Consider the following 24,958-nt stretch of genomic DNA (forward strand, 5'->3'; position numbering starts at 1 on the left):
TTTTGTGACCTGATTAAGCCGCCAGGAGTGCTTCATGCCTGATTATCGTTCCAAGACTTCCACCCAGGGCCGCAACATGGCCGGCGCCCGCGCCCTGTGGCGCGCCACCGGGATGAAAGACGAAGACTTCAAGAAACCGATCATCGCCATCGCCAACTCGTTCACCCAGTTCGTCCCGGGCCACGTGCACCTGAAGGACCTGGGCCAGCTGGTCGCCCGCGAGATCGAACGCGCCGGTGGCGTGGCCAAGGAATTCAACACCATCGCGGTCGACGACGGCATCGCCATGGGCCACGACGGCATGCTCTATTCCCTGCCGAGCCGCGAGATCATCGCCGACGCCGTGGAATACATGGTCAACGCCCACTGCGCCGACGCCATCGTGTGCATCTCCAACTGCGACAAGATCACCCCCGGCATGCTGATGGCCGCCCTGCGCCTGAACATCCCGGTGATCTTCGTCTCCGGCGGCCCGATGGAAGCCGGCAAGACCAAGTTGGCCAGCCACGGCCTGGACTTGGTCGACGCGATGGTCATCGCCGCCGACTCCACCGCCAGTGACGAGAAAGTCGCCGAGTACGAGCGCAGTGCCTGCCCGACCTGCGGTTCCTGCTCCGGCATGTTCACCGCCAACTCGATGAACTGCCTGACCGAAGCCCTGGGCCTCGCCCTGCCGGGCAACGGCTCCACCCTGGCGACCCATGCCGACCGCGAGCAGCTGTTCCTGACCGCAGGCCGCACCATCGTCGAGCTGTGCAAACGCTACTACGGCGAGAACGACGAGTCCGTCCTGCCACGCAGCATCGCCAACTTCAAGGCGTTCGAAAACGCCATGACCCTGGACATCGCCATGGGCGGCTCGACCAACACCATCCTGCATCTGCTGGCTGCGGCCCAGGAAGCGGAAGTGGACTTCGACCTGCGCGACATCGATCGCCTGTCGCGTAAAGTCCCGCAGTTGTGCAAAGTGGCGCCGAACATCCAGAAGTACCACATGGAAGACGTGCACCGCGCCGGCGGCATCATCAGCATCCTCGGCGAGCTGGCCCGTGGCGGCCTGCTGCACACTGACCTGCCGACCGTTCACAGCCGCAGCATGGAAGAAGCCATCGCCAAGTGGGACATCACCCAGACCGATGACGAAGCGGTGCACACCTTCTTCAAGGCAGGCCCCGCCGGCATCCCGACCCAGACCGCTTTCAGCCAGTCGACCCGTTGGGACACCCTGGACGCCGACCGCGCCGAAGGCTGCATTCGCAGCGTCGAGCACGCCTACTCCCAGGAAGGCGGCCTGGCCGTGCTGTACGGCAATATCGCCTTGGACGGCTGCGTAGTGAAGACCGCCGGTGTCGATGACTCGATCCTGGTGTTCGAAGGCAACGCGAAGATCTTCGAAAGCCAGGACAGTGCCGTGCGCGGCATTCTGGCCGACGAAGTGAAGGCCGGCGATGTGGTGATCATCCGCTACGAGGGCCCGAAGGGCGGCCCGGGCATGCAAGAGATGCTCTATCCGACCTCGTACCTGAAGTCCAAGGGCCTGGGCAAAGCCTGCGCCCTGCTCACCGACGGTCGCTTCTCCGGCGGCACGTCGGGCCTGTCGATCGGCCACGCCTCACCGGAAGCCGCCGCGGGCGGCGCCATCGGCCTGGTGCGCGACGGCGACAAGATCCTCATCGACATCCCTAACCGCACGATCAACCTGTTGGTCAGCGACGAGGAACTGGCACACCGTCGCATCGAGCAAGACAAAATAGGCTGGAAGCCTGCCGAAGCCCGCCCACGCAAGGTGACCACCGCCCTGAAGGCCTACGCCCTGCTGGCCACCAGCGCCGACAAGGGTGCTGTGCGCAACAAGGCGATGCTCGAAGGGCTGTAAGGCCTTTTGCAGGCATGAAAAAACCGGCGCCTCGTGCGCCGGTTTTTTATTTTCATTCAGATCAATGTGTTGGCGTGATGCCTTGAGCTTGAAAAATCAAGAGCCTGTTAAGCGCAGTTGCCAAAGAATCATCATCAAATAAGCCACTCTTGCGAGCAGCGGCCTCCTGACCACCTGACCAATTCTTCACACCTTCGCGAACAGCATCGACCGTCGGTTCCACACCATCCTGATGAAGTAGCCAGTCGACCGTTGCCAGAAGTTCCATGCCAAACGGCGACTCAAAGCCATCAATAAGCTCAGTAGTGAACTCCAAGGCTGGCAAATAGGGTTTAGCTTCACTGTGCAAGTAAGTATCCACAAATGCCTTACGCCCCTCATCGAACCAGATCACATCAAGTGGACCCGCATCACCGATACGCTTGTCACAATGAAGATAACTGCCGTCAAGATTATTCAGTAGATGCTCTAATCGGTTAGTGTAAGGCCCGTATTTGTGAGCACTAAACTGTAGGTTAAGCGGGTTGTTATCAGGTGTGAAATGCTCGATTGAACGCTCCAGGAACCAAGCCAGCTTCTGGATCTCCAGCAAGCTGCACTCCATACCAAGTACCCAATAACGGCGCACCAACTCGGCTATGAGTGCTCGGGCAGGGGTAAGTTTCTCGACACCAGTTCGTTTAGAAACATTCTGATACTTGCTCGTGGGCTCGAAAACCAGGACGTCAGCATTCAGCCCTCCCAAAACCAGTTCAATCTGTTCACGCACAGCAGCCCAAGGTAAACCCCCATTTCCCGCACCCAATGGAGGAATTGCGATTGAGTTTACTTCGTTGGTAAGAATGAAATCCCGTAGGTCATGCAATCCATCGGTGATCCAGGCAAGCTGCGAGGATGAGCGCCAATGACGCTTGGTCGGAAAATTCACGACCCAACGCGGTCCCTCCAGTTCACGAACCTCAGTGACGAACATCTTTCCAATGACGACTTCATCCGCTTTGCAGGCAGCCGAGTACAGGCGATAGTTTTCAGCAAAGCGCTCCTTGAACATCAGCGCAATACCTTTTCCCATCACTCCAACGGTGTTGACTGTGTTAACCAGCGCTTCGGCCTTGGCCTCAAGCAGGTTACCTTTCGTAAAGCGAATCATCAGAAATACCACCCGGGTCGAGCGTATACAGGAAGGTCCAACCGACGTTGTCGGACCTCCTGATCAACACGACGTTGCAAAGCTTCGTTGTAGCAGACAATCCCTAGAAGGCCAGCGACTGGAACGTGTTCGTAGATCAGTGCTTCAGCCTGATAGCGTTCCATTTTCCGCGGATCATCGGGATCACGCTTGAAATCTCTGGACTGCAGGATCTCCCAATCAATCTTGTCCAGATGCTCTAGGTCGCTGTAATAGCCAGCCCAATCCGGATAGGCATGAGCATCGGTAAAGACAAAAGGTAGGCCGAGAGACCGCACATGGTACAGACTCGAGACAAGAATCACGATCTCCTCGTTCCTACGTTGCTGTACTCCTCGTCCTGAGTGAATGTTTTTCATCATCACTGAAAACGGTGTGAAGTAAAACGGCACATAGTCTGCCAAGGTTCCGCCGGGGTCGATGGGAACCCCACGCTTGGCTCGCTTGCTAATCAGGTCAGGGTTGCCAATCCCTACGTACCCACTGGATAGCGTTCCTGTGGAGACAGCACATACGCCGTTGTCCAGAAGCCACGGAAGGTTATCGCGATGAACGATTCGCCATATCAGGGCTTTGCTTGGGTTCAGTCTGGTATAGGTCATCGGGTTGGGAACATATTCCTATTGGCATCAATCCACAGATTCCTGACCCCAGCAGCGGCAGCTTGCGTCCTTACAAAACCCGAGATGGCATCGGAAGGTGTGTAGATTTTTGCGAACTGGGAAACGAGAACGGGCCCGGGAGCTAGACATTCTGCCATACAGACGTGCTTGCATTCCTGATCATGGTAATCGCGTAAGTCCATCAGGTCCCAATCGATCGCTTCGAAACCCTCGTCATACCCTAGCAACTCGAATCGACCACCCGATAGCGGATGCCGTGCGATAACGCTCCAATTTTGTGTCTGCGCATGACTCCTTTCCACAGCAACCAGGACAAACTCTTCATCTGGCCTATCGTGATAGACCCGTCCGTCAAACGGATTCTTGGCGAACCAGTGGAAGGGAACGTACCGCTCCAGACCCTGTTGACAGCGACCCTGAATGATCTCCGCATCAGCAATGTCGGCGAACTCATCCTCCATCAGAGCAGTTCTGGGTAGCAAACCACGTTGAAAGATCGAAAGAACGTTCGCCACGCTTGTAAGGTGATAGAGAAATCGCTGTGTGCGGATCGCCATGTAGATACCCTGTGATGCCGTAAAGACATAACCAATATAGGATCCAAATAGTTGCCGCACACGAGTGGAAAAGATTTCAAAAAGCTTTCTACTGGATCTGCTCCGGCGTCACGATCACCCAGTTCTTGTCCGCCGTCACCGGCAGCCCTTCCTTGGCCTGGGCCGCAGCATTCTTGGCGATCATCCCGTTCATCTGGTCCATGTACTTGGCCTTGCGGTTGATCCACAGGTGGATGCCGCCTTTGCTCACATCGACGCTGTGGAACTGCATGTAGCCATCGCTGGTGGGGGTGTCACCACCGACCAACACAGGTTTTTTCCATTCATCGATGTAGGTGAGGATGGCGGCCTGCTTGCCCGCCATCCACGTGGCCGGGGTCCACAGGTAGGGCGTCAGTTCCAGATCCTGGTTGGCCTTGGCGTCGTAGTTGCCCTCGCTGATCTGCTTACGCGGCGTCGTCAACTGCCCGGTGGCGCGGTTCTTGAGCAACAGGCTGACGCCGATCACGTTCTGCGGTTTGACGTTGTAGCCGTACTTGGGATCGGACGCGACCATCCGCACCAGATCTTCAGAAGCCGCGGAAATCACGTACACGTCGATGCCGTTTTCCATCAGCTTGTTGTACAGCTCGGTCTGCCCGGTGAAGACCTTCGGCGGCTGTACCTCCATCTGCTTGACCTGGTCACCCTCGTAATAGGTGGTCGGAATCGGCTTGCCAGAGGCCATCAGCTCGTCGACCTGCACCTTCAGCTCCTTGAGGGTGAAGCCCGAGAACACCTGGGCGACCCAGGGGTAGCAGACCATGTCGTCGATTTCGCAGAGGCGGTAGTAGTAACTGAACAGGCTCTCCTTGTGATCGGCGGTGTCCTTGAATGGGATCAGCTTCAGGGACGGATCGAGCTTGTCACGGGTGATCAGCCCTTTGTTTTCCATGAACGGCAGCAGGGACTCTTCCAGGTCGAAGCGATAACTGGTGTTGTCCATGTCGAAGACCGCGTAATTACCTTTGTTGGCATTGGCGGCGATCATGCTGTCCAACTGCTTGGCGGCCTCTGCGGGCCAGTGCTTGAGCTCTGTGGCCCAGGTCTCGACGTTGAGCAGCAGGGCCAGGCCCGCCGCGAGTACTTTCGGAGCAGACTTCATTGCAAGTTCTCCTGAACAGTGGACCTGCAACGCTAGACAAACAACGGCCATCACAGGGGCACGACAGCGACGTCCACACCGCTCGGTGCGCCATGGATCATCCTGTAAACGACGCTTTTATATTCCAGAAACGACTAAGCACATTCGATTTGGATATAAATTCGTTTGTTTTCAGCCTGTTAGCATTTGCGTTCGCAATCGCTCACACAGAGGCAGTGCCTCTTCGCTTTACCCCTTGGAGCTTCAATGAACCTGCCGCTGTCACTCAATCTGCTGACCTTCCTGGTCTTGCTGCTGGGCCTTTCGCAAACCCGCCGTACCGACTGGAGCCTGGCCAGGAAGGTCCTGCTGGGTCTGGTTCTGGGCGTGTTGTTCGGCCTGGTCTTGCATACGCTCTATGGCGCGGGCCACCCAGTGCTCAAGGCGACGATCGCCTGGCTCGAGCTGGTCGGCAATGGTTATGTGGGCCTGCTGCAGATGATCGTCATGCCGCTGATCTTCGCGTCGATCCTCAGCGCCGTGGCCCGCCTGCACAATGCCTCCTCCCTAGGCCGGATCAGCGTGCTGAGCATCGGCACCCTGCTGCTGACCACCGCCATCGCTGCGCTGATCGGCATCACCCTGACCAACCTATTTGGCCTGAGCGCCGACGGCCTGGTGGCCGGCGCCCAGGAGACCGCACGCCTGCAAACTATCCACAGCGACTATGCGGGCAAGGTCGCCGACCTCAACATCCCACAACTGCTGCTGTCGTTCATCCCCACCAACCCGGTGGGTGACCTGGCGCGGGCCAGGCCGACCTCGATCATCAGTGTGGTGATCTTCGCGGTGTTCCTGGGCCTGGCCGCGTTGCAACTGATCAAAGAGGATGCCGAGAAGGGCAACCGCGCCCTGGCCGCCATCGATACCCTGCAAGCCTGGGTGATGCGCCTGGTGCGCCTGGTGATGAAGCTCACCCCCTATGGCGTACTGGCGCTGATGGCCAAGGTAGTGGCCAGTTCCAACCTCGAGGACATCCTCAAGCTGGGCAGCTTCGTGGCGGTGTCGTACCTCGGCCTTGGGCTGATGTTCGTGGTGCACGGCGTGATCCTGGCGGCGACCGGCGTCAACCCGCTGCGCTTCCTGCGCAAGGTCTGGCCCGTGCTGACCTTTGCCTTCACCAGCCGCTCGAGCGCAGCGAGCATCCCCCTGAACATCGAGGCGCAGACCCGCCGCTTGGGCGTGCCGCAGTCCATTGCCAGTTTCAGCGCCTCGTTCGGCACCACCATCGGCCAGAACGGTTGTGCCGGCCTGTATCCGGCCATGCTGGCGGTGATGGTGGCCCCGGCGGTGGGCATCGATACCTTCGACCCACTGTGGATCGCCACCTTGGTGGCCATCGTGACCCTCAGCTCGGCGGGCGTGGCAGGCGTGGGCGGCGGCGCGACCTTCGCGGCGCTGATCGTGCTGCCGGCCATGGGCCTGCCGGTGGAACTGGTGGCGTTGCTGATTTCAGTGGAGCCGCTGATCGACATGGGCCGCACCGCATTGAACGTGAACGGCTCGATGACCGCGGGCGTGGTGACCAGCCAGTTGCTCAAGCAGACCGACCAGCAGGTGCTGGCCGATGATGCGCATGCCGAGCTGAGCCATTCCTAGCTCCGTGGCGACTTCTTCGCGGGTAAACCCGCTCCCGTAGGGTTGGCGGTGATCCTTGTGGGAGCGGATCCGCCCGCGAAGGGCTGCAAAGCAGCCCCAGTCGTTTCAAACCTTGTCCCACACCTCGAAGTGATACGCAGGCTTGCCTTCCTCAACCTGCGGCTCGCTCGACACCAGGCTCCAGCGGGCCCTGTCGAACTCAGGGAACCACGCATCCCCCTCCGGCGACAGCTCCACACGGGTCAGGTACATGCGGCTGACCAACCCCTTCTCCAGCGCCTGCCCATAGAGCTGCGCCCCGCCGATCAGCATCAGCTCGTCGACACCCTGTTCCCGCGCCCACTGCTCGGCGCGCAGCAACCCTTGCTCCAGCGAGGCGAACACCTCGGCGCCCTGCAATTGCAGGCCTGGCTGGCGGCTGACCACGATGTTCAGGCGCCCAGGCAAGGGGCGACCCAACGAATCCCAGGTCTTGCGACCCATGATGATGGGCTTGCCCAGGGTCGTGGCCTTGAAGTACTTGAAATCCCCCGGCAGGTGCCAGGGCATGGTGTTGTCGATGCCGATCACACGGTTCTCGGCGAGCGCCGCGATCAGGCTGAGGGGGAGTGATGTATTCATGGTGGCGAGGATAGCACCCGGCGCCTGGGTTATGCTTTGCCCTGACTTGTGCAATGGAAGAGCTCGTGACTGCACCCACCCTATTCGACAAACGCTGGCTCACCGAAGCGGTGCGCCTGCGCGAGGAACAGGCCGGCCCCCTGGAGGACCAGGAAGCCAATCGCCGCGCCCGGCAACAAGGCGGTGACCTGGCGGCGCGCATCGAAACGCGCGCCCTCTGGCTGGCCGAACGCGACGGCATGGCCCAGGCCCTGCGCCATTGGAAACAGGGTGCGCGCCTGGCCTTGCTGGCCCTGATGGTACTGGCCGTTCTCAGTGGCGCCGGCCTAGGCCTGGCGGCCCTGGGTGACGGTCAGCGCCCGGTGAATGTGTTCTGGGCCCTGGGCAGCCTGCTCGGGCTGAACCTTCTGATGCTGCTGGGCTGGGCCGCCGGCCTGTTGCTGGCGGGCGAGCATGGCGCCGGCCTTGGCCGTTTGTGGCTCTGGCTCAGCGAACGCCTGGCCCGCGATGCCCAGGCCGCACACCTGGCCCCGGCCCTGCTGGTGATGCTGCAACGCCAACGGCTGAACCGCTGGCTGCTCGGCGCGCTGGTGCATGGCCTGTGGCTGCTGGCGATGCTCGCCGCACTGGGCATGCTCCTGGCGTTGCTGGCTACCCGTCGCTACGGCTTCGTCTGGGAAACCACCCTGCTCGCCGCCGAACCGTTCATCCACCTGACCCAGGCCCTCGGCGCACTGCCCTCGCTGCTGGGCTTCTCCGTGCCCGACGAAGCCCTGATCCGCGCCAGCGGCGACACCCTGCCCGCGCTCGACCTGGCCCGCCAGGCCTGGGCCAGCTGGCTGCTCGGCGTGGTGCTGGTGTACGGATTGCTGCCGCGCCTGCTGCTGGCCTTGCTGTGCCTGTGGCGCTGGCGCCAGGGCCGCGAACGCCTGGACCTGGACCTGAACCTGCCCGGATACAGCCACCTGCGCGAGGTATTGATGCCCAGCAGCGAACGCCTCGGCGTGCAGGACGCAGCTCCCCACTCCCTGCCGCAGTTTCAGGCCGGCCAAATGGATGTCCAGGAGGGCGGCGCCCTGCTGGTGGGTCTGGAGCTGGATGACCAGCGTCCCTGGCCACCCAGCCTGCCCAAGCAGGTGGCCAACGCAGGTGTGCTGGACAGCCGCGAGTCGCGTAACAAGCTGCTGGAGCAACTGAGCCGCTTCCCGCCGGCGCGCCTGGCCATCGCCTGCGACCCCCGTCGCTCACCTGATCGCGGCAGCCTCGCCCTGCTCGCGGAGTTGGCCCGCAATGCAGGGGCGACGCGCATCTGGCTGCTTCAGGCCCTGCCGGGCGAGCCGCTGGATGCCGAGCGCCTGGGCGACTGGCATGACGCCCTGGACCGCCTCGGCCTGCCCCACGCCGACACCTCACCCCTGACCTGGTTGGAGCACGGCCATGACTGAGCCCCTGAAGCTGGCCGTGGTCGGTCATACCAATGTCGGCAAGACCTCCCTGCTGCGCACCTTGACCCGTGACGTCAGCTTCGGCGAAGTCTCCCACCGCCCCAGCACCACCCGTCACGTGGAGGGCGCACGCCTGTCGGTGGACGGCGAGCCGCTGCTGGAGCTGTACGACACGCCCGGCCTGGAAGATGCCATCGCCCTACTCGACTATCTGGAGCGCCTGGAGCGCCCCGGCGAACGCCTCGACGGCCCGGCACGGCTGGAGCGGTTTCTCCAAGGCAGCGAGGCGCGCCAGCGTTTCGAGCAGGAAGCCAAGGTCCTGCGCCAACTGCTGGCGAGCGATGCTGGGCTCTATGTGATCGATGCCCGCGAGCCGGTGCTGGCCAAGTACCGCGACGAGTTGGAGGTGCTGGCCAGTTGCGGCAAGCCCTTGCTGCCCGTGCTGAACTTCGTCGCCAGCCAGCAGCATCGCGAGCCCCAGTGGCGCGAAGCCCTGGCCCGCCTGGGCCTGCACGCTCTGGTGCGTTTCGACAGCGTGGCACCGCCCGAGGATGGCGAGCGCCGTCTGTACGAGAGCCTGGCCTTGCTGCTCGAAGACGCCCGCCCCGCCCTGCAACGCCTGGTCGAGGACCAGCAGGCCCAGCGCAAGGCACGCCGGCAAAGCGCCAAGCGCCTGATCGCCGAGCTGCTGCTTGACTGCGCCGCCTGCCGACGCAGTGTCGACGCGGAGCCGGCCGCCGAAGCCCAGGCCATCGAAGCCCTGCGTCACGAGGTGCGCCAACGTGAGCAACGTTGTGTCGAAGCGCTGCTCAAGCTCTATGCCTTCCGTCGCGACGACGCCCATGCCGGCGACCTGCCCTTGCTCGACGGGCGCTGGGGGGATGACCTGTTCAACCCAGAGACCCTGAAGCTGCTCGGCGTGCGCCTGGGCAGCGGCGTGGCGGCCGGTGCTGCCGCAGGTGCTGGTGTGGACCTGCTGGTGGGCGGCCTGACCCTGGGCGCCGCCGCCCTGGCCGGGGCCATTGCCGGCGGCGCGCTGCAAACGGCACGCAACTATGGCTCGCGCTTGATGGGCAAGCTCAAGGGCCAGCGCGAGTTGACCGTGGACGACACGGTGCTGCGCCTGCTGGCGCTGCGCCAACAGCAGCTGATGACGGCGCTGGACAGTCGCGGGCATGCCGCGCAAGACAGCATCCGCCTCGGTGAGCTGGATGAAAAAGCCTGGCGTGAGGGCAAGCTGCCCGAGGCCCTCAAGCGCGCCCGGGCGCACCCGCAGTGGTCGACGCTCAACCCAGGAGCGCGGGTCAACCAGGCCGAGCGACAGGCGCAACTCGACGCCCTGGTGAACGAGCTGTAGATCCCTTCGCGGGTAAACCCGCGAAGGGCCCTTCAGAGCAATGCCTGGGCCTTTTCCTTGAGCAGCGCCAGGTCGATCACCGGCACCCCGACCTCCTTGGCCATCTCGTCCCACTCACGCATACGCAGGCTGACCTTGAACAACGGGTCCCGCTCGAAGGCATCGGCCTCGGCATCGTTCATCACCCCGCCTTGATACTCCAGGGTCCGCCGGCTCGCCTCGCTCAGCCGCTCGTAGTAGCCCGGCTGGCGCAAGGTCAGGTAGCGCTTGGCCTCGACGTGGTACTGCACCAGCCGCGCCATGCGCTCGCCGAAACCGCAGCGACGCAGGTACTCGGCCCCGATACGTTCGTGGCTGACCACCCCATAGCCGCCCATGTCGCCTTCGCCCTCGCCGCACAGATGGCCGATGTCGTGGAAAAACGCGGCCAGCACCACTTCATCGTCGAAGCCCTCGGCCATGGCCAGTTGGGCGGCCTGGGACATGTGCTCGATCTGGGTAATCGCCTCGCCGATGTAGTCGTCGGCGCCGTGGCGCTCGTAAAGGGCGAAGGTGGTGTGGATGATCTGTTGAGGGTTGGGCATTGGCGGCTCCAGAGATTCATTGGGCAAGGGGCCGCCACGCGGCCCATCGCGGCACAAGGCCGCGCCCACAGAGGACGCGTAATCCCGGCAGGAGCGGCCTTGTGCCGCGAACGAGGGCCGACGGCCCTCGCATAGACTAGCCGCGATTACTGCTGTGCGACTTTCTCCGACTTACCGTCATAGCGCTTGCGCCATTCGCTCAGGATCTCGTCACGGTTCTTCGAGGCCCAGGCGAAGTCGTTCTTGATCAGGCGCTGCTCGTAGTCCGCCGGCAGTTCGGTTTGCGGCTTGGCGATGCCAGGGGCGGCGAGCACGGCGAAGTTCTCCTTGTACAGCTCCATGGCCGCTGGGCTTGCCGAGAAGTCGGCCAGGCGCTTGGCGGCATCGGCCTTCGGCGAACCCTTGATGACGGCGGTGGCTTCGATTTCCCAGCCCAGGCCTTCCTTGGGCAGGACGATGTCCAGTGGCGCGCCCTGGCGCTTGAGCTGCACGGCCGGGTACTCGAAGGAGATGCCGATCGGGAACTCACCGGCCGCCGCCAGCTTGCACGGCTTTGAGCCGGAGTGGACGTACTGTCCGATGTTCTGGTGCAACGCGTCCATGTAGGCCCAGCCCTGAGGCTCGCCGAAGGTCTGCAGCCAGGCACTGACATCCAGGAAGCCGGTGCCGGACGAAGCCGGGTTCGGCATGACGATCTTGCCCTTGTATTCAGGCTTGGTCAGGTCCTGCCAGCTCACCGGCTTGCTCAGCCCCTGCTTCTCGGCCTCGATGGTGTTGAAGCAGATGGTCGCGGCCCATACGTCCATGCCGACCCAAGCCGGCGGGTTGGCGGCATCGCGGTAGTTGGCGGAGATCTTGCCCAGGTCCTTTGGCGCATAGGCTTCGAGCATGCCGTTCTGGTCGAGAATGGCCAGGCTGGAGGCGGCCAGGCCCCACACCGCGTCCGCTTGTGGGCGGTCTTTTTCGGCCAGCAGCTTGGCAGTGATGATGCCGGTGGAGTCACGCACCCACTTGATCTCGATGTCCGGGTTGGCCTTCTCGAAGGCCTGTTTGTAGCTCTTGAGCTGCTCGGCTTCCAGGGCGGTGTACACCGTCAGTTGAGTCGCGGCGGCCGAAGCCTGCAGGCTGAACACGGCGGATACGGCAGCGACAAGTGCGAGGGGCTTGAACATGATGCGGTTCCTTACAGGGTTGGCAGTCGGTCAATGGCCAGGCGCGCGTTGGCGCCAGGCCTGGGAGCGGCGCAGCAAGCCGCGGGAAGCACCGGCCAGCAGCAGCGAAGCGGTCGCGCTGGTCAGCAGGATCAGGGTCGACATGGCGGCGGCGCCGCCCACATTGCCGGCGTCGTCCATGTTCAGCACAGCGACGGCAGCGAGGATGGTGTCTGGGCTGTACAGGAAGATCGCCGCCGACACAGTGGTCATCGCCGAGACGAACAGGTAGCGAATGATGTCCAGCAGCGCCGGCAGGCAGATCGGTACGGTGACCCGCACGAAGTGCTTGTACAGCGGCGCCTTGAGCGACAGCGCAGCAGCTTCGAACTCACCGTCGAGCTGGCGCAGGGCGGTGGTGGCGGTCATTTGCGCGGTGGTCAGGTAATGGGCGATGGTGCACACCACCAGCAGCGCCATGCCGCCGTAGAACACATGCAGCGGGTTGCCATTGAGGTTGAAGAAGAACACGTAGCCCAATCCCAGGACCAACCCCGGCACCGCCATGGGGATGAAACTCAACAGGCGCAGGGACTGGTTGAGCAGGCGCTGACCCTGGGTCTTCTCCATCAGGTAGGCCCCGGTGAAGATCACGAAGCTGCCGATCAGCGCCGTGGCCAGCGCCATGGTCACGCTGTTGCGGTAGGCCAGCCAGCCGCCACCGGCGGTGTCGTCGAACATATAGTGCTTGAACGACAGCGACAGGTTGTACGGCCAGAACTTGACCAGGGAGGAGTACACCGCCATGCCGACGACCAGCAGCAGCACTGCGCAGATCAGCAGCACGATCGCCAGGAAGCACGCATCACGACGGCGCGACGGCTGGGGCTGGAACACCTGGGCACGGCCGCTCATGGCATCCCCCTGGCGTCGGCGCAGCCAGGCATCGACGGTAAAGCTCAGCAACGCCGGCACCAGCAGCACCATGCCGATCAACGCCCCCCGCCCGAACTGCTGCTGGCCGACCACCGCCTTGTAGGCTTCCAGCGCCAGTACTTGATAGTCGCCACCCACCACGACCGGCACGCCGAAGTCGGTGATGGTCAGGGTGAAGACCAGGCAGAACGCGGCAAACACCGCCTGGCGCGTACCCGGCCAGGTGATGCTGCGAAACGCGCGCCAGGGCCCTGCCCCCATGCTCGATGCAGCGTCGAACAGACGCGCATCCGCCAGCGACAAGGCCGACAGCAGGATCATCAGTGCATGGGGGAAGGTGTAGATCGCCTCGCCCAGCACGATGCCCCAGAAGCCATAGACGTTGTCGGTCAGCAGCCCGCGCAGCAGGCCCTGGTTGCCGAACAGGTAGACCAGCGCGATCGCCGGCAGCATCGAGGGTGCCAGCAGCGGCAGCAGGGAGATACCCCGCCACAGCCCCTTGGCGGGAATCAGCGTCCGTTGCAGGGCATAGGCAAACAGATAGGCCAACGGCACGACGATCGCTGCCACACTGAACGCCACCTTGAGACTGTTACCCAGCAACCAGTGGAAATTCGCACTGGCGAACAGTTCGCGGGCCGCGATCAGGCCGCCACCCTGACCGGCTTCGCCACTGAAGCCACGCCAGAAGATCGCCAGCAGCGGCATCAGCACGGCGAGGATGAGCAGGACCAGCAGCAGGCTCTTGCCGCCGACCACGAAGAGTCGATCGCCCAGGGCGACACCACTGCGTGGCGCGGCCTTGCTCTGGGGGATCGCGACGGACATGGGCGCGGCCATCTCAGGCAAAGACCTGCAGGCTGCGCGGCGGCAAGGCCACCCAGATATCCTGGGAGCCCAGGCGCGGCATGGCCTCCGGTGCCAGCTCCGCCAGCAGTGAATGGCCTGGCAGGGCCTTGAGTTCGAAACTCATGCGGCAGCGGTTACCCAGGAAGGTGATCTCCTGGACCATGGCCGGGAACAGATTCTCCTCATGCACCACCGGATTGACGGTGATCGCCTCCGGACGGCAGAACAGCCGGCCGCTGCCGCTATGCATCGTCCCAGGGGCCAGACGCATGCTCATCCCCCCTACCTGGGCATGGCTGTCACCGCTGCGCTGGAACGGCAGCCAGTTGCCCTGGCCGACGAACTCGGCCACGAATGGGGTAGCGGGCTGGTCGTAGATTTCCTGCGGGGTGGCGTACTGCTCAACCTGGCCGTTGTTCATCACGGCGATGCGGTCGGCCATCAACATGGCTTCGTCCTGGTTGTGGGTCACCATCAGGGTGGTGATGCCCAACTGGCGCTGCAGTTGGCGCAACTCGGTGCACAGGTGCTCACGAACACGCGCATCGAGGGCCGACATGGGCTCATCGAGCAACAGCAGCGAAGGCGACGGCGCCAGGGCACGGGCCAGGGCCACACGCTGCTGCTGGCCGCCGGACAGCTGGCCGGGGTACTTCTTCTCGCTGCCGGAAAGCCCGACCAGTTGGAGCATTTCGGCCACGCGATGGCGGGCCTGCTCGCGACTGCTGCCGGTCAGGCCATAGGCGATGTTGGCTTCGACGGTGAGGTTGGGGAACAGCGCATAGGACTGGAACAAAATGCCGTAGTCACGGGCCTGGGGCGGCAAGACAGAGATGTCGCGCTCGCCGATGTACAGCTCGCCCCGGTCCTGGCGCTCCAGGCCAGCGATGCAGCGCAGCAGGGTGGTCTTGCCACAACCCGATGGGCCGAGCAGACAGACCAGCTCACCGGCGGCAATGTCCAGGGAGACATCGTTGAGCGCCGTGAAGGCGCCGAAACGCTTGTGGATATTGCGCACTTTCATTTGTGCGCCCGGGGTGGGGATGGCGTTGTTCATGACAGGGCCTCATCGAACAGATGGGGCCATGCTAGGAACTCAATGCGAAGGTTATGTGGCTGGGAAACAAAAGTTGCCGATAGTGCCATTCACAGATTTTTGTAGTGAGCTCAACGGCCCTTTCGCGGGTAAACCCGCACACAGGGTTCAGCGCAACACCTGGGAACCCCACGCCCACAGGGTTCAGCGCAATCTCCGGGAGGTTATGTGGCTGGCGTGTATAGGATTCAGCGCAATCCCTGTGGGAGCGGGTTTACCCGCGAAGAAGCCAACACCGATCTAGAATTGCGACCCCGCCACCTCTTGCGCCACACCGAGGAAGGCCGCCGGCAACCTGGCCTGGCGCCGCTCCTTGAGGCAGTACAGGTACTCGTGCATCACCGGTGCGTTTTCCAGCGTCAGCACCCGCAGCTCAGGGTTATGCGGTACTTCATGGCGGGCAATGATGCTGATGCCGATGTTGCGCAGCACCGCCTCGCGGATCGATTCACGGCTGCCGATCTCCAGCAGCGCCCCACCGTTGACCCCGGCCTCCTCGAGCATGCGCTCGGTCAGCTTGCGCGTGGTCGAACCGGGTTCGCGCATCAGCAGGCAATGCCCGGCCAGTGCGTCGATGGACACGGCCTCGCGGTGGGCCAGCGGGTGATTGCGGTGCACTGCCACCACCAGCGGGTCGCTACCCAGCACGCGACGCACCAGGCGGTTGTCCTCCACCAATTGCGACGAGGCGGCGATATCCACCCGGTAGTCCTCGAGCATCTCAAGCACCTGCTGGGAGTTGCCGATCTCCACAGTCAGCTCCACCTGGGGCAGGCGCTCGCGGAAGATCTTCACCAGATCGAGGATGTAATAGGGCGCGGTGGCGGCAATGCGCAAACCGCCCTGGGCCTGGCCACTGTTGCGCAGTTCGAACTCGATGTCGGCTTCCTGTTGCAGCAGCGCCTTGACCATCGGCAACAGCCGCGCACCCTCCTCGCTCAGCACCAGGCGCCGACCGCCCCGGTAGAACAGCTCCACCGCGTACTGGCTCTCCAGGTTACGGATCTGCGTGGTCACCGTGGGCTGGCTGAGCCCGAGCTTCTTCGCGGCCAAGGTGATACTGCCCAGGCGGGCCACCATGTAGAAGGCTTTGAGCTCGGCGCTCAGCATCGGATTACCTCTATTTGCGCAGCAGGCGCAAGCCGTTGAACACCACCAGCAGGCTCACGCCCATGTCGGCGAACACTGCCATCCACATGGTCGCCATTCCGGCAAAGGTGATCGCCAGGAAAATCGCCTTGATGCCCAGCGCCAGAACGATGTTCTGCGTCAGGATCGCCGCACTTTGGCGCGACAGCCTGACGAAGGCTGGGATTTTGCGCAAGTCGTCATCCATCAGCGCCACGTCGGCGGTCTCGATGGCCGTGTCGGTGCCGGCCGCCGCCATGGCGAAGCCGATCTCGGCGCGGGCCAGGGCTGGCGCATCGTTGATGCCATCGCCGACCATGCCGACACGATGACCTTGGCCATACAGCGCCTCGATGCTGCCGAGCTTGTCCGCCGGCAGCAGGTTGCCCTCTGCGCGGTCGATACCCACTTGGGCGGCGATGGCCTGGGCGGTGTGAGGATTATCACCGGTCAGCATGACAGTCTTGATACCCAGCGCATGCAACTCGGCAATAGCCTGGCGGCTGCTGTCCTTGACCGTGTCCGCCACGGCGAACAGCGCCAGCGGGCCGGAGCCGTCGAGCAGCAGCACCACGGTCTTGCCCTGGCGTTCGAGCTGGTCCAGTTCGGCTTCCAGTGCCGGCGAGCACAGGCCCAACTCTTCGACCAGGCGATGGTTGCCCAGGTGATACAGCGTGCCGTCGATCTCCCCCCGCACACCGCGACCGGCCAGGGCGGTGAACTCGCGCACGTCGCTCAGTTCCATGGCCTGCGCCTGGGCGTGCTTGGCGATGGCGCCCGACACCGGGTGGTCGGAGCGCGCCGCCAGGCTTGCCGCAAACGCCTGGGCACGGTCTTCGAACAGGGGGTCGAGCACCTTGCTGTCGGTTTGCACCGGTTTGCCGTGGGTGATGGTGCCGGTCTTGTCCAGGGCCAAGAAGTCCAACTTGCGCCCGCCTTCGAGGTACACGCCGCCCTTGATCAGGATGCCCTTGCGCGCCGCCGCTGCCAGACCACTGACAATGGTCACCGGCGTGGAGATCACCAGGGCGCACGGGCAGGCCACCACCAGCAGGACCAGCGCGCGGTAGATCCAATCGAACCAGGCGCCTGCCATGAACAACGGTGGGATGATCGCCACCGCCAGGGCCACCGCGAACACTGCCGGGGTGTAGATGCGCGAGAACTGATCGACGAAGCGCTGGGTCGGCGCCCGAGCGCCCTGGGCCTCTTCGACGGCTTTGATGATGCGCGCCAAGGTCGACTGGCCAGCCGCGGCAGTGACTCGGTACTCCAGGGCCCCGGCCTGGTTGATGGTGCCGGCGAACAGCTTGTCGCCAACGGTCTTCTCGACCGGCAGACTTTCGCCGGTGATCGGCGCCTGATCGACACTCGACTGCCCGCTGACGACCTCTCCATCCAGACCGATACGCTCACCCGGGCGCACACGCACCAAGGCGCCGATAGCCACGTCACGCACCTCGACCTCGCGCCACTGGCCGTCGGCCTGTTGCACCGTGGCCAGGTCAGGGCTCAGTTGCATCAGCCCACCGATAGCATTACGGGCGCGATCCAGTGAACGCGCCTCGATCAGCTCGGCGACGGTGAACAACACCATGACCATGGCCGCTTCCGGCCATTGGCCGATCAGCACGGCACCGGTCACGGCGATGCTCATCAGCGCATTGATGTTGAGATTGCGGTTCTTCAGGGCGATCCAGCCCTTTTTGTAGGTGCCCAGGCCGCAACCGAGGATGGCCGCCAGCGCCAGCACCGCCACCACCCACTCCGGCGCCTTGCCGGAGAAGTGCACCAACTCCGCGGCGATCGCCGCCACACCGGACAACGCCAGCGGCCACCAGCGGGTCTTGTGGGTCTGGGGGGCAGCCGGGGCGTCCTGGTCTTCACCGCTCAAGGGCTCGGCCTTCATCCCCAGGCAGTCGATGGCCTGCTCGATCTGGGCGGTGCCGTCCAGGGTGTGGCGAACGCCAAGCACGCGGTTGATCAAGTTGAATTCCAGCTGCTCGATGCCCGCCAGCTTGCCGAGCTTGTCCTGGATCAGGCTCTGCTCGGTCGGGCAGTCCATGGCCTGGATGCGGAAACGGCTGAGCCGCGCCTGGTCACTGGCCTTGTCGGTCAGTTGCACCATGGCTGGCGCGGCGCTGGCGCCGCAGCAGCTGTGGGCATGGGTGTCATGGCCATGTCCGTGGTCGCCATGATCGTGATTATGGGCGTGATCATGCTGGTGTTCGGGGCTGACAGGCTGGTTCATGGAATCATCCTTAACGTGAGCGCTGACCTCTGCAGGTATTCACAGAGTGGGTTGTTGCCAAGTGAACACCCTGTAGCCACTATAGGGTCAAGCCCCTTTTCTGGAGATTGCCATGAAGATCGGAGAACTGGCCAAGGCCACCGAGTGCGCCGTGGAGACCATCCGCTACTACGAGCGCGAGCAGCTACTGCCGGCGCCCGCCCGCAGCGAAGGCAACTATCGGCAATACACCCAGGCCCATGTGGAGCGCCTGACCTTCATCCGCAACTGCCGCACCCTGGACATGACACTGGACGAGATCCGCAGCCTGCTGCGCCTGCGCGACAGCCCCGACGATTCGTGCGGCAGCGTCAATGCGCTGATCGACGAACATATCGAGCATGTGCAGGCGAGAATCGACGGGTTGATGGCGCTGCAGGCGCAGCTGGTGGAGTTGCGCCAACAGTGCAATGCCAAAGGATCGGAGTGCGCGATCCTTCAGCAGTTGGAGACGAACGGGGCGGTAGCAGTACCCGAAGCTGAGCATTCCCACGTGGGCCGCAGCCACGGGCATTGAGGGGCCTGCTGCAATTGCATTCGCGAGTTTCCCGACGTGCTCAAGAACGCCGCTGCCCCTGCGGAAGAAGCCTGCAATGGGCTGCGAAGCAGCCCCAGCCATCCCAGGGTCAGACCGCCATCGGCGCGGTCATCGGCGCATGGTGCTCGTACCCTTCCAGCCAGAAGTCGCTTGGCTCGATCTTCTCCAGCCACTCGGGCTCGTACTTGCCGGTCTCGGCGAACGCCGGCACGCGATCGCTGATCACCAGCTTCGGCGCCGCCAGTGGCTCGCGCTTCATCTGCTCGTTCAGCATGTCCAGGTGGTTTTCATACACATGGGCGTCGCCGATGAAGTAGGTGAACCAGCGCGGGGTGTAGCCGGTCAGGCGGCCGAACAGCGACAGCAGCGCTGCACCTTCGGTGAGGTTGAACGGTGTGCCAAGGCCCAGGTCGTTGGAGCGGATGTAGAGCGTCAGGGAAATTTCCTTGGTCTCGACATTGGGGTGGAACTGATACAACAGGTGGCATGGCGGCAGGGCCATCTCATCGAGCTGGGCGCAGTTCCAGCCGTGGAACAGGATGCGGCGGCTGCCCGGGTCGTTGGCGATGGTGTCCAGGCACTGGCGCACCTGGTCGATGGCCTTGTACAGGATGACGAACGCCTGGCCGCCTTCCTCGTCTTGGGCGATCTTGCGAAAGCCCTGCTTCTCGGCCATCTCGATGGCCGCTGGGTTGCTCAGCGGGATGCGCTTGTAGCCCGGCCACTGGCGCCATTGCACGCCGTAGATCTCACCCAGGTCGTCATGGCCCTGGCGGAACGGGTTGGCCAGCCACTGAGCGTTCTCGTTGGCGTTCTGGTCCCAGACCTTGCAGCCCAGTTCACGGAACTGCCCGGCGTTCCTCACGCCGCGCAGAAAGCCCACCATCTCGCCGATCGCCGACTTGAACGCCAGCTTGCGTGTGGTGACGGCCGGGAAGCCCTTCTGCAGGTCGAAACGCAGCATGGCGCCCGGCAGGCTGATGGTGCGGATGCCGGTGCGGTTTTCCTGCAACGTACCGTTCTCGATGACGTCGCGGACCAGGTCTAGATACTGTTTCATGGCTTACCTGTAGCAAGAACGGCAGGGGGATCGCCCCTGCCGTGAGAGTCAAACGGTGGCCTTGGCCGTGGGTTTGCGGTTGTAGGCCCACCAAATCAGGAAGATGCCACCGACGATCATCGGCACGCAGAGCAACTGACCCATGGTCAACCAGCCGAAGGCGATGTAGCCCAGTTGGGCATCGGGTACCCGCACGAACTCCACGATGAAGCGGAAAATGCCGTAGAACAGCGCGAACATGCCGGAAACAGCCATGGTCGGACGCGGTTTACGCGAGTACAGCCAAAGGATGACGAATAATGCCACACCTTCGAGGGCGAACTGGTACAGCTGCGACGGGTGACGCGGCAACTGGGCCGGGTCGCTGAACGGCGGGAAGACCATTGCCCAGGGCAGGTCGGTGGCCTTGCCCCACAGCTCGGCGTTGATGAAGTTGCCGATACGCCCGGCGCCCAGGCCGATCGGCACCAGCGGTGCGACGAAATCCATCAGCTCGAAGAACGACTTGTTGTTGCGCTTGCCGAACCACAGCGCCGCCAGCATCACGCCGATGAAGCCGCCGTGGAACGACATGCCGCCCTTCCAGACTTCGAAGATCAACGTCGGATTGGCCAGGTACTGGTGCAGGTCATAGAACAACACGTAGCCCAGGCGCCCGCCGACGATCACCCCCATGGACAGCCAGAACACCAGGTCCGAGAGTTTCTCGCGGGTCCAGGTGGGGTCGAAGCGGTTCAACCGGCGTGAAGCCAGCAGCCAGGCGCCGCCGATGCCGATCAGGTACATCAGGCCGTACCAGTGGATTTTCAGCGGCCCGATGGCCACGGCCACGGGGTCGATCTGCGGGTAAGGCAGCATTGTCATTCCTCTCGGGTTAAATCAAAAAGCTCAGACCAACGCAGAACAGCAGCGCGGCGAACAGACGCTTGAGCAAACGCGGCGACAGCCTGTGCGCCAGGCGTGCACCGAATCGGGCGAAGAACATGCTGGTCACGGCGATGCCCACCAGCGCGGGGAGATAGACGTAACCGACGCTGTGGGCCGGCAGGTGCTGCTCGTTCCAGCCCAACCACATGAAGCTCAGGGCGCTGGCCACGGCAATCGGCAAACCACAGGCCGACGAAGTCGCCACGGCCTGCTGCATCGGCAGACTACGCCAGGTCAGGAACGGCACGGTCAGCGAACCACCACCGATACCGAAGATCGCCGACGCCCAGCCGATCACGCTGCCCGCAGCGGTCAGGCCAGGCTTGCCGGGAATGCCGCGGCTGGCCTTGGGCTTGAGGTCCAGAGCCATCTGCGCGGCGATCACCAGGGCAAACACGCCGATGATCTTCTGCAGTATCGGGCCTTGGATCAGCGAGGCGGTCTTGGCTCCGATCAGCGCGCCGAGCAGGATCCCCACGGTCATCCAGGCGAAGATCGGCCATTGCACCGCGCCCTTGCGCTGGTGCTCCAGCACCGCGTTGATCGAGGTGAAGACGATGGTCGCCAGCGACGTGCCGACCGCCAGGTGTGTCAGCACCGACGGGTCGAAGCCCTGCAGGGTGAAACTGAACACCAGAACCGGCACGATGATGATGCCACCGCCCACGCCGAACAGCCCGGCCAGCACACCCGCGCAGGCACCCAACAGCAGATAGAGTACGAATTCCATTCGTCGCCCCCATGGAAACAATCCGCCATGGTAGCGGAAGCCAGGCCCGCGGCTCTAGTGAACTCTCTGTAAGGTGATGGATAGACGCAGGCCGAGTGGGTAGAGTGGCCAAAACAACCGAGGCCCTGCTATGTGCCTGATCGTTTTCGCCTGGCGGCCGGGGCACGCCCTGCCGCTGATCGTCGCGGCCAACCGTGACGAATTCTACGCCCGCCCGACCCAGGCTCTGGCCGCCTGGGAGGACGCACCAGGCGTGCATGCCGGCCGCGACCTGGAGGCCGGCGGTACCTGGCTGGGCATCGGTCCTCAGGGGCGCTTTGCGGCGCTGACCAACATCCGTGACCCACAGCAGCCACTCGGGCCACGCTCGCGCGGCGAGCTGGTGGCGGCGTACCTGCGCGGGGACCTGGGCGTGGAGGCCTACCTGGATCAGGTGGCCAGCCGCAGCAGCCAGTACTCAGGTTTCAATCTGCTGATAGGCGATGCCGGGCAACTGGGCTACCTGCATGCACGCCAGGCCTCACCGCGCCTGCTAGAGCCTGGGGTATACGGGCTGTCCAATGCCGGGTTGGATACGCCGTGGCCCAAGCTGGTCAAGGCGCGCACTGGGCTGCAGGGCCTGCTTGAGGCGCCAGACCCTCATCGCTTGCTGGGGTTGTTGGCCGATGGCGAACCGGCGCTCGAAAGCGATCTGCCCGAAACAGGCGTTGGATTGGCGACCGAGAAGCTGCTGTCGAGCGTGTTCATAGCCAGCCAGAACTATGGAACACGGGCGAGTACGGTATTGATGGTCGATGACCAAGGGCGGCGGCGCATCATCGAGCGCAGCTTCGGGCCCTTTGGCGGGCACTTGGGAGAGGTTGAACTACTGGTCTGACAAATGTATCGGCCTCTTCGCGGGTAAACCCGCGAAGAGGCCAATACAGATTTCAGAGGGTCTTGTTCGCCCCAGGCCCGATCATCCGCGCCAGCCCCAGGTTCTTCAGGGCCAACTGCAGCGAGCTGTGGATAACCTGCGGGTTGTCATGGCTCATGGCATCGACCAGCAACTCCTTGGCCTTGCTCATGTTGATCTGGCGAAGCATCCACTTCACTTTGGGCAGGTTGGTGGCGTTCATCGACAGGCTGTCGAAGCCCATGGCCATCAACAGCACGGCGGCAGCCGGATCCCCGGCCATCTCACCGCAGATGCTCACCGGCTTGCCTTCCTCGTGAGCGACGCTGACCACGGTCTGCAAGGCCTGCAGCACCGCCGGGTGCAGGTAGTCGTAGAGGTCGGCGACGCGTGGGTTGTTGCGATCGACCGCCAGTAGATACTGGGTCAGGTCGTTGGAGCCGACCGACAGGAAGTCCACCTGCCGCGCAAGCTCGCGGGTCTGGTACACCGCGGCGGGGATCTCGACCATCACGCCAACCGGCGGCATCGGCACGTCGGTGCCTTCGTCCCTCACCTCGCCCCAGGCGCGGTGGATCAGGTGCAGCGCCTCTTCCAGCTCATGGATGCCGGAGATCATCGGCAGCAGGATACGCAGGTTGTTCAGGCCCTCGCTCGCCTTGAGCATGGCGCGGGTCTGTACCAGGAAGATTTCCGGGTGGTCGAGGGTCACGCGGATGCCACGCCAACCGAGGAAGGGGTTTTCTTCCTTGATCGGGAAATACGAAAGCGCCTTGTCGCCGCCGATATCGAGGCTGCGCATGGTCACCGGCAATGGATGGAACGCCTGCAACTGCTCGCGATAGATCGTCAGCTGTTCCTTTTCGCTGGGGAAGCGCTGGTTGATCATGAAGGGCACTTCGGTGCGGTACAGGCCCACCCCTTCGGCGCCACGCTGCTGGGCACGGGCGACGTCGGCCAGCAGCCCCGTGTTGACCCACAACGGCATGCGATGGCCATCCGGGGTCACGCACGGCAGCTCGCGCAGGGCATCCAGCCCCTGGGCCAGCTGGCGCTCCTCCTCGACCACGTCGCTGTACTGCTTACGCAGCACCTCGCCCGGGTTGGTGAACACCTCACCCTTGTAGCCATCGACGATCAGCTCGATGCCGTCGACCTTCGAGTACGGCAGGTCGACCAGGCCCATGACCGTCGGGATGCCCATGGCCCGGGCCAGGATCGCCACGTGGGAGTTGCCCGAGCCGAGCACCGACACCAGGCCGACCAGCTTGCCCTCAGGGACTTCTCCGAGCATCGCCGGGGTCAGCTCCTCGCTGACCAGGATGGTGTTGTCCGGGTAGACCAGCGTCTGCGAACGCGCCTCCTGGAGGTAGGCCAGCAGACGTCGACCCAGGTCTTTGACGTCCGAGGCCCGCTCACGCAGGTAATCGTCGTCCATCAGCTCGAAGCGGCTGACATGCTCGCCCACCACTTGGCGCAAAGCGCCCTGGGCCCACTGGCCGGTCTTGATGACCTCCGCCACCTCGCCGCCCAGGGCCGCGTCCTCGAGCATCATCAGGTAGACGTCGAACAGCGCGCGCTCTTCCGGGCGCAGTTGGGTGGCAAGTTTGGCCGACAGCTTGCGCATGTCGGCACGCACGCCTTCCAGGGCGTTGTTGAATAGCTTGAGTTCGGTGTCGATGTCTTCGACGGTCTTGTCCGGGACCACTTCCAGGTCGGCCGGCGGCAGCATCACCATGGCCTTGCCGACGGCGGCGCCCGGCGAGCCCGGCACACCGACGAAGCGCGCCTCCTGGATGCCCTTGCCCTGGCGGCCCAAGCCACGGATGGAGCCGGTGGCCTCGGCATGGGCGATAACGCCCGCGAGCTGGGCGCTCATGGTGACCAGGAAGGCTTCTTCACCTTCGTCGAACTGACGGCGCTCCTTCTGCTGGATGACCAACACCCCGACCACGCGGCGGTGGTGGATGATCGGCGCACCGAGGAAAGAGGCGAAGCGCTCCTCGCCGGTCTCGGCGAAGTAGCGGTAACGGGGGTGGGCAGCGGCGTCTTCGAGGTTCAGCGGCTCTTCCCGGGTACCGACCAGACCGACCAGACCTTCGTTGGGGGCCATGCTGACCTTGCCGATGGAGCGCTTGTTCAAGCCCTCGGTGGCCATGAGCACGAAGCGGTTGGTATCCGGGTCGAGCAGGTAGACCGAGCAGACCTGGCTGCCCATGGCCTCTTTGACGCGCAAGACAATGATCCCCAACGCCGTCTTGAGATCTTTGGCGGAGTTCACTTCCTGGACGATCTTGCGCAGCGTATTGAGCATGGCTTGGGGT

21 protein-coding genes are annotated in these 24,958 nt (G+C 63.5%); 6 read left to right on the forward strand and 15 right to left on the reverse strand.

The genetic code is table 11. The annotated features are described in order from the left end of the window. Nucleotides 1-34: 34 nt before the first annotated feature. The gene (ilvD, locus tag IEC33019_RS22605) at nucleotides 35-1,876 is read left to right on the forward strand and encodes a dihydroxy-acid dehydratase (RefSeq protein ID WP_070091996.1); all 1,842 of its coding nucleotides are present in this window, start codon (nucleotides 35-37) and stop codon (nucleotides 1,874-1,876) included. Between the two features lie 61 nt (nucleotides 1,877-1,937). On the opposite strand, the gene darG is transcribed toward ilvD, so the two are convergent. The 4 genes from darG to IEC33019_RS22625 all read right to left on the reverse strand — a co-directional run bounded on the left by darG (nucleotide 1,938) and on the right by IEC33019_RS22625 (nucleotide 5,389). Then, nucleotides 1,938-3,026 (reverse strand): type II toxin-antitoxin system antitoxin DNA ADP-ribosyl glycohydrolase DarG, encoded by a 1,089-nt coding sequence (darG, locus tag IEC33019_RS22610; protein ID WP_070091997.1) that lies wholly within the window; start codon nucleotides 3,024-3,026, stop codon nucleotides 1,938-1,940. Further along, nucleotides 3,026-3,667, reverse strand: a complete 642-nt coding sequence (gene darT / locus IEC33019_RS22615) for a type II toxin-antitoxin system toxin DNA ADP-ribosyl transferase DarT (RefSeq protein ID WP_070091998.1) — start codon at nucleotides 3,665-3,667, stop codon at nucleotides 3,026-3,028. The genes darG and darT overlap by 1 nt, the downstream gene beginning before the upstream one ends. Further along, complete coding sequence (locus tag IEC33019_RS22620; protein ID WP_070091999.1) at nucleotides 3,664-4,245, reverse strand: DarT ssDNA thymidine ADP-ribosyltransferase family protein; 582 nt, start codon at nucleotides 4,243-4,245, stop codon at nucleotides 3,664-3,666. Before IEC33019_RS22620 ends, darT begins: the two co-directional genes overlap by 4 nt. Nucleotides 4,246-4,333: 88 nt before the next feature. Then, nucleotides 4,334-5,389, reverse strand: a complete 1,056-nt coding sequence (locus IEC33019_RS22625; RefSeq protein ID WP_070092000.1) for a phosphorylcholine phosphatase — start codon at nucleotides 5,387-5,389, stop codon at nucleotides 4,334-4,336. A 246-nt stretch (nucleotides 5,390-5,635) separates the two neighbouring features. Between IEC33019_RS22625 and IEC33019_RS22630 the strand changes: the two genes are divergently transcribed. Then, on the forward strand, nucleotides 5,636-7,027 hold the full coding sequence (locus IEC33019_RS22630) for an L-cystine transporter (protein ID WP_070092001.1): 1,392 nt from the start codon (nucleotides 5,636-5,638) through the stop codon (nucleotides 7,025-7,027). A gap of 105 nt (nucleotides 7,028-7,132) precedes the next feature. Here the strand turns inward: IEC33019_RS22630 and IEC33019_RS22635 are convergent, their stop codons facing one another. Further along, entirely contained in the window at nucleotides 7,133-7,648 is a 516-nt protein-coding gene (locus IEC33019_RS22635; protein ID WP_070092002.1) for a dihydrofolate reductase, read from the reverse strand. Between the two features lie 53 nt (nucleotides 7,649-7,701). On the opposite strand from IEC33019_RS22635, the gene IEC33019_RS22640 reads away from it, so the two are divergent. Both IEC33019_RS22640 and IEC33019_RS22645 read left to right on the forward strand, forming a co-directional pair. Next, on the forward strand, nucleotides 7,702-9,093 hold the full coding sequence (locus IEC33019_RS22640) for a DUF2868 domain-containing protein (protein ID WP_070092003.1): 1,392 nt from the start codon (nucleotides 7,702-7,704) through the stop codon (nucleotides 9,091-9,093). Next, complete coding sequence (locus IEC33019_RS22645; RefSeq protein WP_070092004.1) at nucleotides 9,086-10,450, forward strand: GTPase/DUF3482 domain-containing protein; 1,365 nt, start codon at nucleotides 9,086-9,088, stop codon at nucleotides 10,448-10,450. The genes IEC33019_RS22640 and IEC33019_RS22645 overlap by 8 nt, the downstream gene beginning before the upstream one ends. 32 nt (nucleotides 10,451-10,482) lie before the next feature. On the opposite strand, the gene IEC33019_RS22650 is transcribed toward IEC33019_RS22645, so the two are convergent. From IEC33019_RS22650 to IEC33019_RS22675, 6 genes are all read right to left on the reverse strand, one after another. After that, nucleotides 10,483-11,034, reverse strand: a complete 552-nt coding sequence (locus IEC33019_RS22650; protein ID WP_070092005.1) for a phosphonate degradation HD-domain oxygenase — start codon at nucleotides 11,032-11,034, stop codon at nucleotides 10,483-10,485. Between the two features lie 146 nt (nucleotides 11,035-11,180). Continuing rightward, nucleotides 11,181-12,206, reverse strand: coding sequence for a putative 2-aminoethylphosphonate ABC transporter substrate-binding protein (locus IEC33019_RS22655; RefSeq protein WP_099593935.1), 1,026 nt, complete (start codon nucleotides 12,204-12,206; stop codon nucleotides 11,181-11,183). 30 nt (nucleotides 12,207-12,236) lie between these two features. Further along, the gene (locus tag IEC33019_RS22660; RefSeq protein ID WP_070092007.1) at nucleotides 12,237-13,961 is read right to left on the reverse strand and encodes a putative 2-aminoethylphosphonate ABC transporter permease subunit; all 1,725 of its coding nucleotides are present in this window, start codon (nucleotides 13,959-13,961) and stop codon (nucleotides 12,237-12,239) included. Nucleotide 13,962: 1 nt separating this feature from the next. Continuing rightward, on the reverse strand, nucleotides 13,963-15,027 hold the full coding sequence (locus tag IEC33019_RS22665) for a putative 2-aminoethylphosphonate ABC transporter ATP-binding protein (protein WP_070092008.1): 1,065 nt from the start codon (nucleotides 15,025-15,027) through the stop codon (nucleotides 13,963-13,965). A gap of 279 nt (nucleotides 15,028-15,306) precedes the next feature. Next, the gene (locus IEC33019_RS22670; protein WP_070092009.1) at nucleotides 15,307-16,176 is read right to left on the reverse strand and encodes a LysR family transcriptional regulator; all 870 of its coding nucleotides are present in this window, start codon (nucleotides 16,174-16,176) and stop codon (nucleotides 15,307-15,309) included. A 10-nt stretch (nucleotides 16,177-16,186) separates the two neighbouring features. Continuing rightward, nucleotides 16,187-18,445, reverse strand: a complete 2,259-nt coding sequence (locus tag IEC33019_RS22675) for a heavy metal translocating P-type ATPase (protein ID WP_070092010.1) — start codon at nucleotides 18,443-18,445, stop codon at nucleotides 16,187-16,189. A gap of 112 nt (nucleotides 18,446-18,557) precedes the next feature. Here IEC33019_RS22675 and cadR point away from each other — a divergent pair, with 112 nt between their 5' ends. Beyond that, complete coding sequence (cadR, locus tag IEC33019_RS22680) at nucleotides 18,558-19,001, forward strand: Cd(II)/Pb(II)-responsive transcriptional regulator (RefSeq protein ID WP_070092011.1); 444 nt, start codon at nucleotides 18,558-18,560, stop codon at nucleotides 18,999-19,001. Between the two features lie 109 nt (nucleotides 19,002-19,110). Here cadR and IEC33019_RS22685 read toward each other — a convergent pair whose 3' ends face one another. Genes IEC33019_RS22685 through IEC33019_RS22695 form a run of 3 tightly spaced genes read right to left on the reverse strand, consistent with a single transcriptional unit; the run spans nucleotide 19,111 to nucleotide 21,739 of the window. After that, a complete protein-coding gene (locus IEC33019_RS22685) occupies nucleotides 19,111-20,082 on the reverse strand; it encodes a thymidylate synthase (RefSeq protein WP_070092012.1) in 972 nt (323 codons plus the stop codon). 48 nt (nucleotides 20,083-20,130) lie between these two features. Next, nucleotides 20,131-20,940 (reverse strand): prolipoprotein diacylglyceryl transferase, encoded by an 810-nt coding sequence (lgt, locus tag IEC33019_RS22690; protein ID WP_070092013.1) that lies wholly within the window; start codon nucleotides 20,938-20,940, stop codon nucleotides 20,131-20,133. Between the two features lie 16 nt (nucleotides 20,941-20,956). After that, complete coding sequence (locus tag IEC33019_RS22695) at nucleotides 20,957-21,739, reverse strand: sulfite exporter TauE/SafE family protein (RefSeq protein WP_070092014.1); 783 nt, start codon at nucleotides 21,737-21,739, stop codon at nucleotides 20,957-20,959. A 130-nt stretch (nucleotides 21,740-21,869) separates the two neighbouring features. Here IEC33019_RS22695 and IEC33019_RS22700 point away from each other — a divergent pair, with 130 nt between their 5' ends. Then, nucleotides 21,870-22,616 carry an NRDE family protein gene (locus tag IEC33019_RS22700; protein WP_070092015.1) on the forward strand — a complete coding sequence of 249 codons (747 nt, stop codon included), beginning with the start codon at nucleotides 21,870-21,872 and terminating at the stop codon, nucleotides 22,614-22,616. Between the two features lie 52 nt (nucleotides 22,617-22,668). Here IEC33019_RS22700 and ptsP read toward each other — a convergent pair whose 3' ends face one another. Further along, a complete protein-coding gene (gene ptsP, locus IEC33019_RS22705) occupies nucleotides 22,669-24,948 on the reverse strand; it encodes a phosphoenolpyruvate--protein phosphotransferase (RefSeq protein ID WP_070092016.1) in 2,280 nt (759 codons plus the stop codon). Nucleotides 24,949-24,958: the final 10 nt, after the last annotated feature.

The sequence above is a fragment of the Pseudomonas putida genome, from assembly GCF_002741075.1.
Lineage (GTDB): Bacteria > Pseudomonadota > Gammaproteobacteria > Pseudomonadales > Pseudomonadaceae > Aquipseudomonas > Aquipseudomonas putida_T.

Coding starts and splice junctions, on each gene's coding strand:
- ilvD (WP_070091996.1), top strand. CDS start 35: ATGCCTGATTATCGTTCCAAGACTTCCACCCAGGGCCGCAACATGGCC.
- darG (WP_070091997.1), bottom strand. CDS start 3,026: ATGATTCGCTTTACGAAAGGTAACCTGCTTGAGGCCAAGGCCGAAGCG.
- darT (WP_070091998.1), bottom strand. CDS start 3,667: ATGACCTATACCAGACTGAACCCAAGCAAAGCCCTGATATGGCGAATC.
- IEC33019_RS22620 (WP_070091999.1), bottom strand. CDS start 4,245: ATGGCGATCCGCACACAGCGATTTCTCTATCACCTTACAAGCGTGGCG.
- IEC33019_RS22625 (WP_070092000.1), bottom strand. CDS start 5,389: ATGAAGTCTGCTCCGAAAGTACTCGCGGCGGGCCTGGCCCTGCTGCTC.
- IEC33019_RS22630 (WP_070092001.1), top strand. CDS start 5,636: ATGAACCTGCCGCTGTCACTCAATCTGCTGACCTTCCTGGTCTTGCTG.
- IEC33019_RS22635 (WP_070092002.1), bottom strand. CDS start 7,648: ATGAATACATCACTCCCCCTCAGCCTGATCGCGGCGCTCGCCGAGAAC.
- IEC33019_RS22640 (WP_070092003.1), top strand. CDS start 7,702: ATGGAAGAGCTCGTGACTGCACCCACCCTATTCGACAAACGCTGGCTC.
- IEC33019_RS22645 (WP_070092004.1), top strand. CDS start 9,086: ATGACTGAGCCCCTGAAGCTGGCCGTGGTCGGTCATACCAATGTCGGC.
- IEC33019_RS22650 (WP_070092005.1), bottom strand. CDS start 11,034: ATGCCCAACCCTCAACAGATCATCCACACCACCTTCGCCCTTTACGAG.
- IEC33019_RS22655 (WP_099593935.1), bottom strand. CDS start 12,206: ATGTTCAAGCCCCTCGCACTTGTCGCTGCCGTATCCGCCGTGTTCAGC.
- IEC33019_RS22660 (WP_070092007.1), bottom strand. CDS start 13,961: ATGGCCGCGCCCATGTCCGTCGCGATCCCCCAGAGCAAGGCCGCGCCA.
- IEC33019_RS22665 (WP_070092008.1), bottom strand. CDS start 15,027: ATGAACAACGCCATCCCCACCCCGGGCGCACAAATGAAAGTGCGCAAT.
- IEC33019_RS22670 (WP_070092009.1), bottom strand. CDS start 16,176: ATGCTGAGCGCCGAGCTCAAAGCCTTCTACATGGTGGCCCGCCTGGGC.
- IEC33019_RS22675 (WP_070092010.1), bottom strand. CDS start 18,445: ATGAACCAGCCTGTCAGCCCCGAACACCAGCATGATCACGCCCATAAT.
- cadR (WP_070092011.1), top strand. CDS start 18,558: ATGAAGATCGGAGAACTGGCCAAGGCCACCGAGTGCGCCGTGGAGACC.
- IEC33019_RS22685 (WP_070092012.1), bottom strand. CDS start 20,082: ATGAAACAGTATCTAGACCTGGTCCGCGACGTCATCGAGAACGGTACG.
- lgt (WP_070092013.1), bottom strand. CDS start 20,940: ATGCTGCCTTACCCGCAGATCGACCCCGTGGCCGTGGCCATCGGGCCG.
- IEC33019_RS22695 (WP_070092014.1), bottom strand. CDS start 21,739: ATGGAATTCGTACTCTATCTGCTGTTGGGTGCCTGCGCGGGTGTGCTG.
- IEC33019_RS22700 (WP_070092015.1), top strand. CDS start 21,870: ATGTGCCTGATCGTTTTCGCCTGGCGGCCGGGGCACGCCCTGCCGCTG.
- ptsP (WP_070092016.1), bottom strand. CDS start 24,948: ATGCTCAATACGCTGCGCAAGATCGTCCAGGAAGTGAACTCCGCCAAA.